Here is a 16,020-nt window from a genome sequence, read left to right as displayed (position 1 = left end):
TAGCCCGAGCTATGGCTGTGCTTTGCGCCTAGATCGCACACGTTTTGGCGGCCTGCTCGGACACGCCGGGTCCATTCACACCTTCTGATTCCGTACCCGATTCGTACCTAGGACCCTCAATTACTATCAAATCGGTAGCATAGAATCGCGACCGACGCGCGGCGGCGCCAGGCACCGCAGGTGGTTTGCCCCTCCTCCCTGCCCGTCCGGATGAATTTCAAAAACCCTCAAGGAAGATCATGAGTGCCATTGTTGACATCGTAGGCCGCGAAGTGCTGGACAGCCGCGGCAACCCCACCGTCGAATGCGACGTGCTGCTGGAGTCGGGCGTGATGGGCCGTGCGGCCGTGCCGTCGGGCGCGTCCACCGGCAGCCGCGAAGCCATCGAGCTGCGCGACGGCGACAAGGGGCGCTACCTGGGCAAGGGCGTGCTCAAGGCGGTGGAGCACATCAACACCGAGATCTCCGAAGCCGTGCTGGGCCTGGATGCCTCCGAGCAGGCCTTCCTGGACAAGACCCTGATCGACCTCGACGGCACCGACAACAAGGGCCGCCTGGGCGCCAACGCCATGCTGGCCGTCTCCATGGCCGTGGCCCGCGCCGCAGCCGAAGAGTCCGGCCTGCCGCTGTACCGCTACCTGGGCGGCATGGGCAGCATGCAGCTGCCCGTGCCCATGATGAACGTGATCAACGGCGGCGCGCACGCCAACAACAGCCTGGACCTGCAGGAGTTCATGATCATCCCCGTGGGCGCCCCCACCTTCCGTGAAGCCCTGCGCTGGGGCGCCGAGGTGTTCCACGCCCTGAAGAAGATCCTGCACGACAAGGGCATCAGCACCGCCGTGGGCGACGAAGGCGGCTTTGCCCCCAGCGTCGAGAACCATGAAGCGGCCATCGTGCTGATCCTGCAGGCCATCGAAGCCGCCGGCTACACCGCAGGCGAGCAGATCGCCCTGGGCCTCGATTGCGCAGCCAGCGAGTTCTACAAGGACGGCCACTACGTGCTCGAAGGCGAAGGCGGCCTGAAGCTGACGGCCACGCAGTGGACCGACATGCTGGCCTCGTGGTGCGACAAGTACCCCATCATCAGCATCGAAGACGGCATGCACGAAGGCGACTGGGACGGCTGGAAGATCCTGACCGAGCGCCTGGGCAAGAACGTGCAGCTGGTGGGCGACGACCTGTTCGTGACCAACACCAAGATCCTCAAGGAAGGCATCGACAAGCAGATCGCCAACTCGATCCTGATCAAGATCAACCAGATCGGCACGCTGACCGAAACCTTCGCCGCCATCGAGATGGCCAAGCGCGCCGGCTACACCGCCGTGATCTCGCACCGCTCGGGCGAAACCGAGGACAGCACCATCGCCGACATCGCCGTGGGCACCAACGCCGGCCAGATCAAGACCGGCTCGCTGTCGCGCTCGGACCGCATCGCCAAGTACAACCAGCTGCTGCGCATCGAGGAAGACCTTGGCGACATCGCGCACTACCCCGGCCGCGCTGCCTTCTACAACCTGCGCTGAGGCCAGGCTGCAGCATGCCGGTCTGCGCGGTTGCGAACCACCCGCTCCTGTCCAGGAGTGGTGCATTCCCGATGGCGTCCGGCTGCTAAGCTAGCGGACCATGGTCAACCGCCTCGTTCCCGTCGTGCTGCTGGCCCTGCTGGCGGCCGTGCACGCCCAGCTGTGGCTGGGGCGGGGCAGCCTGCCGCGCGTGAACGCCATGCAGCGCCAGATCGACGTGCAGAAGGCCGCCAATGCCCAGGCCCAGCAGGCCAATGAGCGCCTGACCTCCGAGGTGCACGACCTCAAGGAGGGGCTGGACATGGTCGAGGAAAAGGCGCGCAGCGAGCTGGGCATGGTCCGGCCCAACGAAATCTACGTGCAGTTCACACCGCGCTGAGCGGGCACCCCACCCCGTGACATCCCCCATCGTGCTGCTGGGTGCACCGGGCACCGGCACCCAGGCACTGGCCGAGGCCCTGGCACCGCACCTGCGCGCAGCGCCATCGCCCCTTTCAATCGCCCACTCCACCCTGGTGGATGCCCTGGCAGCGGACCACGGCATGCACTTGGCTGCCGCATTGCAAGCGCACCAGGGCGCCGCGCTCACGCTGCTGATGGGTCTGGACCTGCCCTGCCCGGCTGCGGAACGGGAGCGCCGGCAGGCGATGGATGCGCGCCTGCGCGCCACGCTCGACGCCCAGGCCATCGCCTACCGCGTGGTGTACGGCCAGGGGCCAGCCCGCCTGGTCAGCGCCATGCGCGCCCTGGGCCCCTTGCTGGGCGGGCACCAGGCCGTTGACGGACAGACTGTGGCACACAGCGAGGCCCGTGCGGCCCGCCTGCGCGCCTATGGGTGCGAGAAATGCAGCGACCCGGTGTGCGAACACCGGCTGTTCACTGCGCTGACCCGGCCTCCTGCGCCAGGCCGCGCTTGAGCTCCTTGAGCAGCAGCACCACCTGGCTGGAGCCGTGGCGGTAGCCGCCATTGAGCACCTGCACCACGCGCGGCCACTCACCCTGCTGCGCCAGCTCGACGATGCTGGCGGCCTGTTCGTGGAAGTACTGGTGGCGCGCCACCAGCAGGGAGAAGGCCGGGCGGTCGCCCAGCAGTTCTGCGCCCACGCCGTGCAGCCAGCGGCCCAGGGCATCCTGGTCGGTGCGGCGCACCATGGCCGGGTCCAGCCCCTTGGCGGAGCGGCCTTCGAGGTAGTCCATCAAGCGCTCTTTCCAGCGCTCATGGGCGTTGATGGCGGCGTCCAGGTCGAGCACGGCGAGCACCGTGTCGGCGCGCCGTGAGTCCTGCGCGAGCGAGCTCTCGTACAGCGCGAGCGGTGGCACTCCCCTGTTGCGGGCCGAAAGGCCCATGACGCGACTAAGAAACCCCATGACAGACCTTTGGTACAGACCTTCATGGTAGACCCGCAGGGCGGCGCGCGGCGGCCGCGATTGTCAACGATGGTCAGACGATCGCCCCCGGTAACCGGTATGGCGATCTCGCAGGGAGCGCGTGGGCAGGCCGCTACTGCATGCCCGTGGGGGCCGGCGGCTGGATGATGGCCGGCTCCACGAAGATCTGCGCCGCATCCACCGCATCGAAGCGGTACTGCTGGCCACAGAACTCGCAGCCCACCTCGATCTCGCCGCGCTCGGCCAGGATGCTCTCGGACTCGGCCGCGCCCAGGTTGCGCAGCATGTTGCCCACGCGCTCGCGGCTGCAGGTGCAGGCAAAGCGCGGGCCCGTCTCACCCTCCTGGGGCGTGAAGCGCACCAGCTTTTCCTCCCAGAACAGGCGGCGCAGGATGGTGTCCACGTCCAGGCTCAGCAGTTCCTCCCGCGTCAGGCTGGCGGCCAGGTGGGCGATGCGGTTGTAGTCCTCGTTGTGGCCGATCTGGTCCTCGTTCTCGCGGTGCGTGAGGCCTGCGGCCAGGTTGCCCTCGCCCTTGATGGGCATGCGCTGGATCAGCAGGCCCGCAGCCACCTTGTCATTGGCCCCCAGCACCAGCACGGTGTCGAGCTGCTCGGACTGCAGCATGTAGTGCTGCAGCACGTCCGACAGGCGGTCGAGCTTCTCGTGGTGGTCACCGTGCAGCGGCACCACGCCCTGGTAGGGCTGCTGGCCGGGATGGCGGTTCTTGGGGTCCAGCGTGATGGCGCAGCGGCCGCCACCGGTCACGTTGACCATCTGGCTCAGGCGCGCATCGCCAGGCACCTCGCTGGTGACGGTGGCGGTGGCGCGCAGGGAGAGGTCGGATTGCACTTCGGCCACGGCCAGCTTCACCGGTCCATCGCCGAACACCTGCAGGATCAGCGCGCCATTGAACTTGATGTTCGACTGCATCAGCACACCGGCGGCCGCCATCTCGCCGAGCAGCTCGGTGACGGGGGCGGCGTAGGCGCCGGTGGCGGAATTGCCGGCGCGCCGGCGCAGGATGTCGGTCCAGGCGTCTGTCAGGCGCACCAGCATGCCGCGCACGGGCAGGCCATCGAAAAGGAATTTGTGGAGTTCAGACACGCGAGAAGGGTTCCGTTGAAAAGTCAGGATGCGACCAGGGTCAGCCGATCCGGTGCAGGCCGCTCTGGAAGCGGCGCGCATTGTCGATGTAGTGCTGCGCGCTCTGGCGCAGGCCCTCGATCTGCTCGGGGGTCAGTTCGCGCACCGCCTTGGCGGGGCTGCCGATGATCATGGAGCCATCGGGAAACTCCTTGCCCTCGGTCACCAGGGCGCCGGCCCCCACCAGGCAGTGCTTGCCGATCCTGGCGCCATTGAGCACGATGGCGCCGATGCCGATCAGCGACTCGTCGCCGATGGTGCAGCCGTGCAGCATGACCTGGTGGCCCACCGTCACGCGCTCGCCCACCACCAGCGGCTTGCCGATGTCGGCGTGCAGCACGCTGGCGTCCTGGATGTTGGAGCCGGCACCGATGGTGATGCTCTCCGTATCGCCGCGCACCACGGTGCCGAACCAGACGCTCGCGTCCTCACCCAGCACCACGTTGCCCATGACCTGGGCGCTATCGGCCACCCAGGCCGAAGCGGCCACCTGGGGAATCGCACCATCGAGTTCGTAAATCGCCATACCGCAGACTCCAGACAGAAAGAAAATATTGCGCGCATCGGGGCCTGCCAATGGTTACAAAGCGTTTGCAGCGTTGCAGATGGCAGGGCCTAGAATTGTAAGGATGGAGCTTCGCCAACGTGCACTGCAGGTCTTGTGCCTTGCAGACCCTGAACAAAAAGCGGCGCAGTCGCTCAGCCTGCACGCGCAGGCCGCTCATCTTTCAATAGCAGAAAAAGCCCCCCAGACCCCCCTGGATCCCAGCGCCCTGCCCGGCCGGCCCGAGCGTCCGCTGCTGCTGCGCCACACCGAGGTGGCGCGCCGCTCACCGGCCACGCCCGAAGGCCGGGCCATCCTGCTGCACGCCATTGCCCATATCGAGTTCAATGCCATCAACCTGGCGCTCGACGCGATCTGGCGCTTCGACGGCATGCCGGGCGCCTACTACCTGGACTGGCTGCGCGTGGCCGCCGAGGAGGCCACCCACTTCGGCCTGCTGCGCGAGCATCTGCGCGCCAATGGCCACGACTACGGCGACTTCCCCGCCCACCAGGGGCTGTGGACCATGTGCGAGAAGACCCAGCACGACATCGTGGCGCGCATGGCCCTGGTGCCGCGCACGCTGGAGGCGCGCGGGCTCGACGCCACGCCGCAGATCCAGCGCAAGCTGCGCCAGGTGGGCACCCCCGATGCGCTGGCCGCCGTGGGGATCCTCGACACCATCCTGCGCGACGAGGTCGGGCACGTGGCCATCGGCAACCACTGGTACCGCTGGCTGTGCATGCGCGAAGGCCTGGAGCCGGAAACCCACTACGGCACGCTGGTGCGCCAGTACGAGGCGCCGCGCCTGAAGCCGCCCTTCAACGACAGCGCGCGCCGCGCAGCCGGATTCACCGACACCGAGCTCGCATGGCTCCAGCAGGGCTGAACGTGTCCACGATCTTCCCTACAATGCCTCGCGCCCTTTCATCCCCCATGTCCAGCCAACGTATCCACGATCCATGTCCACCCATCCTGCCAATGGAAGAACCTACCCTGCCAGCACAGCCTCTGGCCAGTCGTCCGTGGCAATGATCGCGCGCCAGGCCATCGTCAATGGCCAGCAGATCGTGGTCGGCTACGAGCTGTTCAACCGCTCGCGCACCGAAGCCTCGCACACGGCGGCCAGCGACGTGATCCTGATCTTCAACGCCCTCTCGCATGCGGGCACCGAAGAACTCGTGGGCAAGAAGCTGATCTTCGTGAACTGCACGCACGAAAGCCTCTCGGGCGGACACCTGGAACTGCTCGATCCTGACAAGGTGGTGCTGGAGATCCCGCCCCTGGGCCATGCGGCTGCCGACGAGGTGCAGGCGCGCCTGCCCATCCTCACCGGCCTGCGCGACCGCGGCTTTCACCTGGCGTTCAACCACACGGTGCTGCAGTCGACCTATGCGCCCTGGCTGCCGCTGGCCGACTACATCAAGCTCGACCTGTCGGTGCTGGCGGCCGACCAGCTGGCGGTGCTGATCAGCTATGCCGGACGCCATTCCCAGGCGGAGCTCATCGCCGAGAAGGTGGAAACCGCCCAGCAGTACGACATGGTCTCCACCCAGGGCGTGCAGCTGTTCCAGGGCTACTGGTTCGCCCGCCCGGCCCTGGTCGAGGCCAAGCTGCTCACGCCGGCGCAAAGCAGCATCATCCAGTTGATCAACCTGGTGCGCCAGCAGGCCAGCACCGACGAGATCGAGGAAGTGCTCAAGAAGGATGCGGGCCTGGCCTTCAACCTCATGCGCCTGATCAATTCGGCCGGCTTCGGCATGAACCGCGAGATCACCTCCTTCCGCCAGGCGGTGATGCTCATGGGCCTGAAGAAGCTCTTCCGCTGGGCCGCCCTGCTGCTCACGGCCTCGCGCACCAGCGGTGCCCCCTCCTCCGTGGGCCAGACCGCCGTGGTGCGCGGGCGCCTGATGGAGCTGCTGGCGCTGGAGACCCTGCCGCCCGACGAGGCCGACCAGGCCTTCGTCGTGGGCATCTTCTCGCTGCTGGACGTGATGCTTTCCATCCCCATGGAATCGGCCATCGGCCTGCTCAACGTGCCCGAGGCCTCCGCAGCCGCGCTGCTGCGCCGCGAGGGCTTCCTCGGGGACCTGCTGAACCTGGCCGAGGCCTGCGAATCCAGCGACGACGCCGTGTTCCACCGCGCCGCCGGCACCCTGCACCTGTCCAGCCAGCAGATCAACCTGGCCCACCTGCAGGCCCTGGCCTGGGCCGACCAGCTGACCGAGGATTGACCCCCATTGGGGCATGGCGTGCAATTTGCATACAGAAGGATTGCGGGAGCAGGTCTAGAATCTAGTCAATAGCCCCCACTGCCTATCCCTATCCAAGCGCCCATGTCGACCACCCCTGAACAAGCCGCCTCCGAAGTCGACCCGACCCAGGAGAACGTCGAAGACAGCAACCTGGCCATCATTGCGCGCCAGCCCATCGTGGACCAGCACCGCGCCGTGTACGGCTACGAGCTGTTCGATCGCTCCACCGCCAGTGCCTCGCACACCGCCGCCAGCGATGCGGCGCTGCTGTTCAACGCCCTGTCCTATGCGGGCACCGAAGCCCTGGTGGGCAAGAAGACCGTCTTCATCAACTGCACGCACGACAGCCTGGCCGGCGGCCACCTGGAGCTGATCCACCCCGAAAAGGTGGTGCTCGAAGTGCCCCCGCTGCCCGACAGCGCCACCCAGGAAGAGATCGACGGCCGCGTGCCCGTGCTCGAGTCGCTGCGCACCCGGGGCTTTCGCCTGGCGTTCAACCAGAATGCCCTGCGCCGCGCCTACGCCAACTGGATGCCGCTGGCAGCCTACATCAAGCTCGACATGCAGGCCTTCAAGCCCGAGCTGGCCGCCCCGCTGGTGAAGTTTGCCGGCAACTACGCCAAGGCCACGCTGGTGGCCGAAAAGGTGGAGACGCCCGAGCAGTTCAAGATGATGTCCGACCTGGGTGTGAAGCTCTTCCAGGGCTTCTGGTTCGCCAAGCCCTCGCTGGTCAAGGCCACCACCATCCGGCCTTCGCAGGCCACCATCATCCAGCTCATCAACCTGGTGCGCAAGCAGGCCAGCACGGCCGAGATCGAAGACCTGCTCAAGAAGGACCCGACGCTGTCCTTCAACCTGCTGCGCTTCATCAACTCCTCGGGCTTCGGCCTGTCGTGCGAGATCACCTCGTTCCGCCATGCGGTGATGATCCTGGGCCTCAAGAAGCTGTTCCGCTGGGCCGCCCTGCTCATGACCACCTCGCGCGCCGACGGCTCGCCGCCCGCTGTGGGCCAGACCGCCGTGGTGCGCGGCCGCCTGATGGAACTGCTGGCCACCGAACTGCTGCCGCCCGAGGAATGCGACAACGCCTTCGTGGTGGGCGTGTTCTCGCTGCTGGACACCATGCTCAACGTGCCCATCGAGAAGGCCCTCGAATCCGTGGCCCTGCCCCAGCCCGTGACCGACGCCCTGCTGCACAACACCGGCGTGTTCGCCCCCTTCCTGGAGCTGACCAAGGCCTGCGAGAGCGGCGACGAGGTGGTGTTCGCGCGCATGGCCGAGGCCCTGCACCTGTCCAACCGCCAGGTCAACTGGGCCCATCTGCAGGCCCTGACCTGGGCCGAAAGCCTGAACGCAGACTGAGCCTGCGCGGCGCACAAAAAGGGGAGCCTCGGCTCCCCTTTGTCATTCCAGCGTGGTCAGCTCTTCATTGTCCCTTGATGCCCGCCGCGCGGATGATGCGCAGGTTGGCCTCGGATTCGGCGGCAATGCGCTTGCCGAAATCGGCCGCCGTACCACCCAGGGGCACGTTGTCGGAGGCGTCGAGCTTGGCGCGCACGTCGGGCAGGGCCAGCACCTTGTTGATCTCGGCATTGAGCCGCGCCACCACGGCCGCCGGCATGGCGGCAGGCGCGAACACGCCGAACAGCGAGGACAGGTTGGCCGCGCCCTGGCCCAGCTCGGCCAGCGTGGGCACGTCGGGCAGGGTGTCGAGCCGGTCCGGCGCGCCCACAGCCAGGGCCTTGAGCTTGCCGGCCTTGATGTGCTGCAGCACGGCCGGCCCGGCGTTGGTGGACAGGATCTCGAACTGCCCGCTGAGCGCATCGTTCATCTGCTGGCCACCGCCCTTGTAGGGGATGTGCGTCATCTGCACGCCCGCGGTGTGCATGACCTGCTCGAGCATGATGTGGCCCAGCGAGGCCTGGCCCGAGGTGGCCCAGCGGATGCTGCCCGGCTTGGCCTTGGCCTGCGCCAGCAGGTCGCGAAAATCGCGCGCGCTGCTGGCCGGCGTGCCCAGCAGCAGCACGGGCGAGTACATCACGGTGGCCACGGGCACGATGTCCTTGGCCGGATCGAAGGGCGAGGCGCCCAGGTGCGGGTTCAGCGCCAGCGGGCTGATGGCGGCAAAGCCCAGGGTGTGCCCGTCCGTGGCCTTGGCCACGGCATCCAGGCCGATGCTGCCGCTGGCGCCGGCCTTGTTCTCGATCACCACCGGCTGGCCGAGCACGGGCGACAGCTTGTCGGCCAGCAGGCGCGCGACCACGTCGCTCACGCCGCCGGCCGGGTAGGCCACGACGATACGCACCGGCCGCGTGGGCCAGGCGGGCGCCTGGGCCCGTGCCAGGCCAGGGGCGAGCGCCGCCAGCGCCCCGCCCGCCACCACCGCCAGCGCAGCGCGCCGGCCCCCATCCACCGTGTTCTCGGTTGCCATCGTCTTCATTCCCTGTTCCTCAGAACGTTGTCTCAGTCCACCTGGAGCTTGCGCTCGCGTATCAATTTGGCCCATTTGTCATTTTCGCCCTTCACGAAAGCCGTGAATTCCGCAGGGCCGAGGGGGTGCACCTGGGCCCCGGCGGTCGCGAACTTGGCCTGGATATCCGGCTGCGCCAGCACCTTGGCCAGTTCGGCCGAGAGCCTGTCGACCACCTCGCGCGGCATGCCGGCCGGGCCGACCAGGCCCTGGAAGCCCACGGACTCCATGGCGCCCAGGCCCAGTTCGCGCACCGTGGGCACATCGGGCAGCTGCGGGTCGCGCTGCGCACCGGTGACGGCCAGGGCCTTGAGCTTGCCGCCCTTGATCTGCGGCAGCAGCACGGTGCCGGCGTCGATCAGCAGCTGCGTCTGTCCGCCGATCAGTTCCTGCAGGGCCGGGGCGCTGCCCTTGTAGGGCACATGGGTGATGTCCATGCCGATGGCCTGGTTCATGAGCTCGCCGTTGAGGTGGGTGGAGGTGCCCGCCCCGCCCGATGCGAAGTTGACCTTGCCGGCATTGGCGCGTGCCCAGGTGACCCATTCCTTCAGGTCCTTGGCAGGGTGGGCCGGGTAGGTCACGGCGATGTAGCTGCCCTGGCTGATCTGGCCGATGTAGGTGAACTGCTTGAGCGGGTCGTAGGGCAGCTTGCGCTGCAGGTACGGTGCGATGGCAAAGGGCCCTGTGTTGGCCAGCAGGATGGTGTAGCCATCGGGCTGCGCGCGCACCAGCTCGCCCGCGGCCAGCAGGCCGCCGGCGCCGGGCTTGTAGTCCACCACGATCTGCTGCTTCAAGGCCTCCTGCAGTGGCGTCTGGACGGTGCGCGCGGCAAAGTCGATGCCACCGCCCGGCGGGTAGCCCACGATCAGGCGGATGGGTTTGGCGGCCGGCCAGGCCTGGGCCATGGCCAGGCCGGCGCTGGCCAGCAGCAGCGCTGCGATCAGGGGCTTCTTCATGCGTTGTCTCCTCGTTGTGGTTTGAATGGGTGAAGGGGTCGGCTTACCCCCGCGGGTGGTGCTGCGCGTGCAGGGCCTTGAGCCGCTCGCGCGCCACATGGGTGTAGATGGTGGTCGTGGAAATGTCGGCGTGGCCCAGCAGCAGCTGCACCACGCGCAGGTCGGCACCGTGGTTGAGCAGGTGGGTGGCGAAGGCATGGCGCAGCGTGTGCGGCGACAGCGGTGTGGTGATGCCGGCCACGGCCGCCCATTTCTTGACGATGACCCAGAACATCACCCGCGTCATGCCCGCGCCGCGCTGGGTCACGAACAAATCGTCAGTCTGCTGGCCGCCGAGGATGGCGCCGCGCGCCTCGGCCAGGTAGCGCTGCAGCCACTGGCGTGCCTCTTCGCCGAAGGGCACCAGGCGCTCCTTGCTGCCCTTGCCCATCACCCGCAGCACGCCTTCATTGAGCCCCAGCTGGAAGGTCTTGAGCGTGACCAGCTCGGTCACGCGCAGGCCACTGGCGTACATCAGCTCCAGCATGGTGCGGTCGCGCAGACCCAGGGGGTTGCCAATGTCGGGCGCAGCCAGCAAGGCCTCGACCTGGGCCTGTGAAAGGGTCTTGGGCACGCGCAAGGGCTGGCGCGCTGCCTGCAGGCGCACGGTGGGGTCGGCACTGATGCGGCGCTCACGCAGCGCCCAGTGGAAGTAGCGCCGCAGCACCGTCAGGCGCCGGTTGGCCGAGGTGGCGCGGGTCTCATCGTGCCGGGCCGCGAAGTAGCCCTGCAGGTGCGGCTCGGCCGTGCCGTCGAGCGCCAGTTCGGGGTGGTGCTCGGCCAGCCACTGCGCATACAGCGTGAGGTCGCGCCGGTAGGCAGCCAGGGTGTTGCGCGAGAGGCCGTCCTCCAGCCACAGGGCATCCACGAAGGTATCGATCGCGTTCAGGCTGGCGGTGAGCATGCCAAAACCATAGCACGTAAAAAAGCCGCCCGTGGGCGGCCTCGTGGACAGCGAGCGTGGCCCGCGCTGGCGTCTTTACTCCAGCGCCAGCTTCTGCTTGGCCACCACGTCCTTGTAGACACCGAACTCGGCCTTGATCTGCTCGGCGAACTGCTCGGGCGTGTTGCCGATCACGATGGAGCCGGTCTCCTCGATGCGCTTCTTCACGGCCGGGTCTTCCAGGGCCTTGCGCACGGCGGCGTTGACCTTGTCGACCACCTCCTTGGGCAGGCCCTTGGGACCGACGATGCCGTAGTAGGCCATGCGGTTCACGGGCTCCAGCCCCAGTTCCTTGAAGGTGGGCACATTGGGCAGGCCGGCCACGCGCTGGGGTGCCGCGACCACGATGGGCACCAGCCGGTTTTCCTTGATGAAGGGCAGTGCCGAGGGCAGGTTGTCGAAGATCATCGGCACCTGGCCGGCCACCGTGTCGTTCAGCGCCGGGCCCGCGCCGCGGTAGGGGATGTGCGTCACGAAGGTGCCCGAGAGGCTCTTGTACAGCTCCATCTGCAGGTGGCCGATGCCGCCCGTGCCCGACGACGAGTACGAGTACTTGCCCGGCGACTTCTTGAGCTCGGCCACATAGGCCTTGTAGTCCTTGGCCGGGAAGCTCGGGTGCACCGCGATGACGTTGGGCGTGGCCGCGATGTTGGTGATGGGCGTGAAGTCCGTGATCGGGTTGTACGGCGTCTTGGGGTTGATGGCCGGGTTGGCCGCCGTGGTGGACACGGTGGCCACGCCCAGGGTGTAGCCGTCCGGTGCTGAACGTGCGGTTTCGCTGGCACCCACGATGCCGCCGCCACCGGCCTTGTTCTCGACGATCACGCTCTGGCCCAGGGCCTTGCCCAGCGGGTCGGCGATCACGCGCGCGATGATGTCTGTGGTGCCGCCGGGGGCGAAAGGCACCTGCAGTTTGATGACCTTGTTGGGGTAGCCCTGGGCTGCGGCAGATCCTGCGGCAGCCACCAGCGCTAGTGCGAGCCATTGGCGACGACGTTGCATTGATTTCTCCTTATGGGGTTTACTTGGCGGTAGCCAATGGTATGCGCAATGCGGGGCCCGGCTCCCTATGGATTCCACATAGGGGCTTACCCGCAGCCTGCCAGAGCTTCCGTTATCCTCGGAGTGTGAATTACGCCCAGCTCCTGCTCCCCGATTTCTCCCTGATCCTGTGCGGTTATCTGGTGTGCCGCTTCACCGCACTGAACCGCGCCGTGTGGCAGCCGGTCGAGAGCCTGGTGTACTACCTGCTGTTCCCGGTGCTGCTGTTCCAGTCCATCGTCAAGAGCCCGGTGGACGTCGGCGCCGCCTCGGGCCTGATCGCCGCCGGCATGCTCACCGGCATCGCCGGCATTGCGCTGGCCTACAGCATGCCGCACTGGCCCTGGCTGGGCAAACGCCTGGACCTGCGCGACCATGCGGCCAGCGCGCAGATCGCGTTCCGTTTCAACTCCTTCATCGGCCTGGCGATTGCCGAGCGGCTGGCGGGTGCGCAGGGCCTGCTGATGATCGCCGTGCTGATCGGCGTCTGCGTGCCGCTGTTCAACGTGGCCGCCGTGTGGCCCATGGCGCGGCAGGGCGAGCACGGCTTCGTGCGCGAGCTGGCGCGCAACCCGCTGATCGTGGCCACGCTCTCGGGCCTGGTGGCCAACCTGCTCGGGTTCCAGATCCCCGCGTGGATCGAGCCCACCGTCACGCGCATCAGCGCCGCCTCGCTGGCCCTGGGCCTGATGGCCGCGGGCGCGGGCATGCAGTTCGGCCTGCTCACGCGCGGCAAGGCGCTGAGCGTGACGGTGCTGGCCATCCGCCACCTGGTGCTGCCCGTGATCGCCTTCGGCCTGGCGCACCTGTTCGCACTCAACCCCGTTCAGACCACGGTGCTGCTGGCCTTCTCGGCCCTGCCCACGGCCAGCACCTGCTACGTGCTGGCCGCGCGCATGGGCTACAACGGGCCCTACGTGGCGGGGCTGGTGACGCTGTCCACGCTGCTGGGCGTGGTGAGCCTGCCCTTCGCACTCGGGGTGCTGCGGTGAATTCCCTCCACGCACGGGCGCGCCGTCGGCTCCTGGCGACCGGCCTGCTGGTGGCCGCCATGGCCCCGCTGGCAGGCTGCGGGCGCAAGCCGCCCCGCGCCCAGGCCGTCCCCTCCGGGGCCACCGTGCTCGCGCTCGGTGATTCGCTCACCTCCGGGGTGGGCGCGTCCACCGATGCGGCCTACCCCGCCGTGCTGCAGCGCCTGAGCGGGTGGAAGGTCGTCAACGGCGGCATCTCGGGCGATACCTCGGCCCAGGCCTTGCAGAGGCTGCCGGACCTGCTGCAAAAGCACCAGCCTGCCCTGGTGATCGTGGGCATCGGCGGCAACGACTTCCTGCGCCGCCAGAGCACCAGCGCCACGCGCGCCAACGTGCGCCAGATCTGCGAGCAGGCGCGGGCCGCCGGCGCCCAGGTGCTGCTGGTCGCCGTGCCCGAGTTCACGGTCATGGCCACCCTGGGCCAACTGAGCGACCACGCCATGTACGAAGAGATCGCCAGCGAACTCAAGCTCCCCCTGCACCGCAAGGGATGGGCCGGCGTGCTGGCCGACGCCACGCTGCGCTCCGACCAGATCCATGCGAATGCGGCGGGGTACGAGCGCTTTGCCCAGGGGCTGGTGGATACGCTCAGGGCGACCGGGCTGCTGGCCGGCGGCTGAGCCGGGGCCTGCCGCACCCGCTACCCCTCCAAGGCCCAGGCCACGTGCTCGCGCACCAGGGGGCTGGCATCCGCCACCCGCGACTGCAGCGCCGCGCGCACCGCTTCGTCGCCCGTCGCGCGCAGCGCATTGCCCAGGGCCACGGCCACGTTGCGCAGCCAGCGCTCATGGCCGATGCGCCGGATCGGCCCGCCCTCGGTCATGCGCAGGAAGGTGGCCTCGTCCCAGGCGAACAGGTGCACCAGTTGCTGGCCCGACAGGCCATTGCGCTCATCGAAATCGGGCAGGCGGCTCACCTGCGCGAACTTGTTCCAGGGGCAGGCCAGCTGGCAGTCGTCGCAGCCGTAGATGCGGTTGCCCATGGCCGCCCGGAACTCCAGCGGGATCGGGCCACCGTGCTCGATGGTCAGGTAGGAGATGCAGCGGCGCGCATCGATGCGGTGCGGCGCGATGATGGCCTGCGTGGGGCAGATGGCGATGCAGGCACTGCAGCTGCCGCAGTGCGCGGTGACGGGCGCGCTCTCGGGCAGCTGCATGTCCACGTAGATCTCGCCCAGGAAGAACATCGAGCCCGCTTCGCGGTTGAGCACCAGCGTGTGCTTGCCGCGCCAGCCCTGGCCGCTGCGCGAGGCCAGTTCGGCCTCCAGCACCGGCGCCGAGTCGGTGAACACGCGGTGGCCGAACGGGCCCACCGCCTCGGCGATGCGGTCGCTGAGCTTTTGCAGCCGCGCACGCAGCACCTTGTGGTAGTCGCGGCCCCGGGCGTAGACCGAGACGATGCCCTCGCCCGTGCGCGCCAGGCGCGACAGCTCCGCCTCCTGCCAGCCTTCCATGGGCTTGCCGCGCGGCAGATAATCCATGCGTGCCGTGATCACGCTCACCGTGCCGGGCACGAGCTCGGCCGGGCGGGCACGGCGGGTGCCGTGGGTGGCCATGTAATGCATCTCGCCATGGAACCCCTGGGCCAGCCACTGCATCAACCCCTCTTCGGCGGCAGACAAATCCACCCCCGCCACGCCGATTTGGGAAAATCCCAGCTCGCGGGCCCACTCCTGCATTTGAGGAACGAGTTGACTGTTGCACCACATACCGGCCAGATTGTAGAAAGCCCCGCGGTCCCGGCCGCCGGGCAAAGCCCTCGCACGCAAAACCCTCGCACGTGGCATTGGCACGGCGAGGACGACACCGCCGCCTTCGCGCAGGCGCTGGCCGCCCAGCCGCCGCTGCTGGCCCAGGCCCTCCTCACCCTGCATGGCGACCTGGGTGCCGGCAAGACCACGCTGGTGCGCCACCTGCTGCGCGCGCTCGGGGTGCAGGGCCGCATCAAGAGCCCCACCTATGCCGTGGTGGAGCCGCACGAGGCACCGGGCTTGGCGCCGCACGCCACCACCGTCTGGCACTTCGACTTCTACCGCTTCGACGACCCGCGCGAGTGGGAAGACGCTGGATTCAGGGACATTTTTGCCAACCCGGGCCTCAAGGTGGCAGAATGGCCGGAGAAGGCTGCAGCGCTCACCCCGCCTGCCGACCTTGCTATCCACATTGAAGCAATTGACGAGACCGAAAGGCAAGTCACCGTGCATGCCCACACCGCCGCCGGCCACCGGCTGCTGCAAGGACTCTGAACGAATGAAGCTGCCCGCCCGCCCGGCACCCCGCCAACCGTCCCGCCGCGCCCTGCTGCAGACGGGCAGCCTGGTGCTCTTGCTGGGTACACAGCAGATCGCCCGCGGAGCCACCATCCTGGCAGTGCGTGTCTGGCCCGCCCCCGAATACACGCGCGTCACCATCGAATCCGATGGCAAGCTGGTCGCCAAGCAGTTCTTCGTGACCACGCCGCCGCGCCTGGCGGTGGACATCGAAGGCATCGACCTGAGCCCCGAGCTGCGCGAGCTGGTGGCCAAGGTCAAGCCCGACGACCCGAACATCGCCGGCATCCGCGTCGGGCAGAACGCGCCCAACGTGGTGCGCCTGGTGGTGGACCTGAAGCAGGCCGCCATGCCCCAGGTGTTCACCCTGCCCCCGGTGGCCGCCTACCAGCACCGGCTGGTGTTCGACCTGT

General features: G+C 68.1%; 18 protein-coding genes. 10 read left to right on the top strand and 8 right to left on the bottom strand.

Features of this window, described 5'->3' with window-relative positions; all coding sequences use genetic code 11:
- The first annotated feature begins 239 nt into the window (after positions 1 to 239).
- From eno to PMI14_RS28125, 3 genes are all read left to right on the top strand, one after another.
- Positions 240 to 1,526, top strand: a complete 1,287-nt coding sequence (eno, locus tag PMI14_RS28135; protein WP_007859926.1) for a phosphopyruvate hydratase — start codon at positions 240 to 242, stop codon at positions 1,524 to 1,526.
- 100 nt (positions 1,527 to 1,626) lie between these two features.
- Positions 1,627 to 1,905 carry a septum formation initiator family protein gene (locus tag PMI14_RS28130; protein WP_007859924.1) on the top strand — a complete coding sequence of 93 codons (279 nt, stop codon included), beginning with the start codon at positions 1,627 to 1,629 and terminating at the stop codon, positions 1,903 to 1,905.
- 16 nt (positions 1,906 to 1,921) lie between these two features.
- Positions 1,922 to 2,443, top strand: a complete 522-nt coding sequence (locus PMI14_RS28125) for a hypothetical protein (RefSeq protein ID WP_007859921.1) — start codon at positions 1,922 to 1,924, stop codon at positions 2,441 to 2,443.
- Here PMI14_RS28125 and PMI14_RS28120 read toward each other — a convergent pair.
- From PMI14_RS28120 to PMI14_RS28110, 3 genes are all read right to left on the bottom strand, one after another.
- Positions 2,403 to 2,846 carry a CZB domain-containing protein gene (locus PMI14_RS28120; RefSeq protein WP_238541918.1) on the bottom strand — a complete coding sequence of 148 codons (444 nt, stop codon included), beginning with the start codon at positions 2,844 to 2,846 and terminating at the stop codon, positions 2,403 to 2,405. The two genes, PMI14_RS28125 and PMI14_RS28120, sit on opposite strands and share 41 nt — an antisense overlap.
- A gap of 181 nt (positions 2,847 to 3,027) precedes the next feature.
- Entirely contained in the window at positions 3,028 to 4,020 is a 993-nt protein-coding gene (locus tag PMI14_RS28115) for an Hsp33 family molecular chaperone HslO (RefSeq protein ID WP_007859911.1), read from the bottom strand.
- A gap of 40 nt (positions 4,021 to 4,060) precedes the next feature.
- Positions 4,061 to 4,585, bottom strand: a complete 525-nt coding sequence (locus tag PMI14_RS28110) for a gamma carbonic anhydrase family protein (RefSeq protein ID WP_007859909.1) — start codon at positions 4,583 to 4,585, stop codon at positions 4,061 to 4,063.
- Positions 4,586 to 4,688: 103 nt separating this feature from the next.
- Between PMI14_RS28110 and PMI14_RS28105 the strand changes: the two genes are divergently transcribed.
- The 3 genes from PMI14_RS28105 (at position 4,689) to PMI14_RS28095 (ending at position 8,220) form a co-directional block, all read left to right on the top strand.
- The gene (locus PMI14_RS28105) at positions 4,689 to 5,492 is read left to right on the top strand and encodes a ferritin-like domain-containing protein (protein ID WP_007859907.1); all 804 of its coding nucleotides are present in this window, start codon (positions 4,689 to 4,691) and stop codon (positions 5,490 to 5,492) included.
- 73 nt (positions 5,493 to 5,565) lie between these two features.
- On the top strand, positions 5,566 to 6,837 hold the full coding sequence (locus PMI14_RS28100; protein WP_007859905.1) for an EAL and HDOD domain-containing protein: 1,272 nt from the start codon (positions 5,566 to 5,568) through the stop codon (positions 6,835 to 6,837).
- A 102-nt stretch (positions 6,838 to 6,939) separates the two neighbouring features.
- A complete protein-coding gene (locus tag PMI14_RS28095) occupies positions 6,940 to 8,220 on the top strand; it encodes an EAL and HDOD domain-containing protein (protein WP_007859903.1) in 1,281 nt (426 codons plus the stop codon).
- Positions 8,221 to 8,284: 64 nt separating this feature from the next.
- Here PMI14_RS28095 and PMI14_RS28090 read toward each other — a convergent pair whose 3' ends face one another.
- The 4 genes from PMI14_RS28090 to PMI14_RS28075 all read right to left on the bottom strand — a co-directional run bounded on the left by PMI14_RS28090 (position 8,285) and on the right by PMI14_RS28075 (position 12,268).
- A complete protein-coding gene (locus PMI14_RS28090; protein ID WP_007859902.1) occupies positions 8,285 to 9,298 on the bottom strand; it encodes a tripartite tricarboxylate transporter substrate binding protein in 1,014 nt (337 codons plus the stop codon).
- 23 nt (positions 9,299 to 9,321) lie between these two features.
- Entirely contained in the window at positions 9,322 to 10,284 is a 963-nt protein-coding gene (locus PMI14_RS28085) for a tripartite tricarboxylate transporter substrate binding protein (protein ID WP_007859899.1), read from the bottom strand.
- Positions 10,285 to 10,327: 43 nt separating this feature from the next.
- Positions 10,328 to 11,227: a site-specific tyrosine recombinase XerD gene (gene xerD, locus PMI14_RS28080; protein WP_007859897.1), complete on the bottom strand. Its 900-nt coding sequence runs from the start codon at positions 11,225 to 11,227 to the stop codon at positions 10,328 to 10,330.
- Positions 11,228 to 11,302: 75 nt separating this feature from the next.
- The gene (locus PMI14_RS28075) at positions 11,303 to 12,268 is read right to left on the bottom strand and encodes a tripartite tricarboxylate transporter substrate binding protein BugE (RefSeq protein WP_007859896.1); all 966 of its coding nucleotides are present in this window, start codon (positions 12,266 to 12,268) and stop codon (positions 11,303 to 11,305) included.
- A gap of 125 nt (positions 12,269 to 12,393) precedes the next feature.
- Here PMI14_RS28075 and PMI14_RS28070 point away from each other — a divergent pair, with 125 nt between their 5' ends.
- Together PMI14_RS28070 and PMI14_RS28065 are read left to right on the top strand one after the other, a co-directional pair.
- The gene (locus PMI14_RS28070; RefSeq protein ID WP_035206142.1) at positions 12,394 to 13,299 is read left to right on the top strand and encodes an AEC family transporter; all 906 of its coding nucleotides are present in this window, start codon (positions 12,394 to 12,396) and stop codon (positions 13,297 to 13,299) included.
- A gap of 59 nt (positions 13,300 to 13,358) precedes the next feature.
- The gene (locus tag PMI14_RS28065) at positions 13,359 to 13,958 is read left to right on the top strand and encodes a GDSL-type esterase/lipase family protein (RefSeq protein ID WP_007859894.1); all 600 of its coding nucleotides are present in this window, start codon (positions 13,359 to 13,361) and stop codon (positions 13,956 to 13,958) included.
- Positions 13,959 to 13,978: 20 nt separating this feature from the next.
- On the opposite strand, the gene queG is transcribed toward PMI14_RS28065, so the two are convergent.
- Complete coding sequence (gene queG, locus PMI14_RS28060; RefSeq protein ID WP_007859893.1) at positions 13,979 to 15,016, bottom strand: tRNA epoxyqueuosine(34) reductase QueG; 1,038 nt, start codon at positions 15,014 to 15,016, stop codon at positions 13,979 to 13,981.
- A 12-nt stretch (positions 15,017 to 15,028) separates the two neighbouring features.
- Between queG and tsaE the strand changes: the two genes are divergently transcribed.
- The gene (gene tsaE, locus PMI14_RS28055) at positions 15,029 to 15,583 is read left to right on the top strand and encodes a tRNA (adenosine(37)-N6)-threonylcarbamoyltransferase complex ATPase subunit type 1 TsaE (RefSeq protein WP_007859892.1); all 555 of its coding nucleotides are present in this window, start codon (positions 15,029 to 15,031) and stop codon (positions 15,581 to 15,583) included.
- A gap of 4 nt (positions 15,584 to 15,587) precedes the next feature.
- Positions 15,588 to 16,020: AMIN domain-containing protein (locus tag PMI14_RS28050; protein ID WP_007859886.1), on the top strand; the 433-nt coding region annotated here is incomplete at its 3' end.

The organism is Acidovorax sp. CF316 (assembly GCF_000276605.1).
GTDB lineage: Bacteria > Pseudomonadota > Gammaproteobacteria > Burkholderiales > Burkholderiaceae_C > Acidovorax.
This window is presented reverse-complemented; position numbering and strand designations above follow the sequence as displayed.

Excerpts from the sequence above, each read along its gene's own strand:
- PMI14_RS28105 (WP_007859907.1), top strand. The coding sequence starts at position 4,689 with ATGGAGCTTCGCCAACGTGCACTGCAGGTCTTGTGCCTTGCAGACCCT.
- eno (WP_007859926.1), top strand. The coding sequence starts at position 240 with ATGAGTGCCATTGTTGACATCGTAGGCCGCGAAGTGCTGGACAGCCGC.
- PMI14_RS28110 (WP_007859909.1), bottom strand. The coding sequence starts at position 4,585 with ATGGCGATTTACGAACTCGATGGTGCGATTCCCCAGGTGGCCGCTTCG.
- PMI14_RS28100 (WP_007859905.1), top strand. The coding sequence starts at position 5,566 with ATGTCCACCCATCCTGCCAATGGAAGAACCTACCCTGCCAGCACAGCC.
- PMI14_RS28095 (WP_007859903.1), top strand. The coding sequence starts at position 6,940 with ATGTCGACCACCCCTGAACAAGCCGCCTCCGAAGTCGACCCGACCCAG.
- queG (WP_007859893.1), bottom strand. The coding sequence starts at position 15,016 with ATGCAGGAGTGGGCCCGCGAGCTGGGATTTTCCCAAATCGGCGTGGCG.
- PMI14_RS28090 (WP_007859902.1), bottom strand. The coding sequence starts at position 9,298 with ATGAAGACGATGGCAACCGAGAACACGGTGGATGGGGGCCGGCGCGCT.
- PMI14_RS28065 (WP_007859894.1), top strand. The coding sequence starts at position 13,359 with ATGGCCCCGCTGGCAGGCTGCGGGCGCAAGCCGCCCCGCGCCCAGGCC.
- xerD (WP_007859897.1), bottom strand. The coding sequence starts at position 11,227 with ATGCTCACCGCCAGCCTGAACGCGATCGATACCTTCGTGGATGCCCTG.
- PMI14_RS28085 (WP_007859899.1), bottom strand. The coding sequence starts at position 10,284 with ATGAAGAAGCCCCTGATCGCAGCGCTGCTGCTGGCCAGCGCCGGCCTG.
- PMI14_RS28075 (WP_007859896.1), bottom strand. The coding sequence starts at position 12,268 with ATGCAACGTCGTCGCCAATGGCTCGCACTAGCGCTGGTGGCTGCCGCA.
- PMI14_RS28130 (WP_007859924.1), top strand. The coding sequence starts at position 1,627 with ATGGTCAACCGCCTCGTTCCCGTCGTGCTGCTGGCCCTGCTGGCGGCC.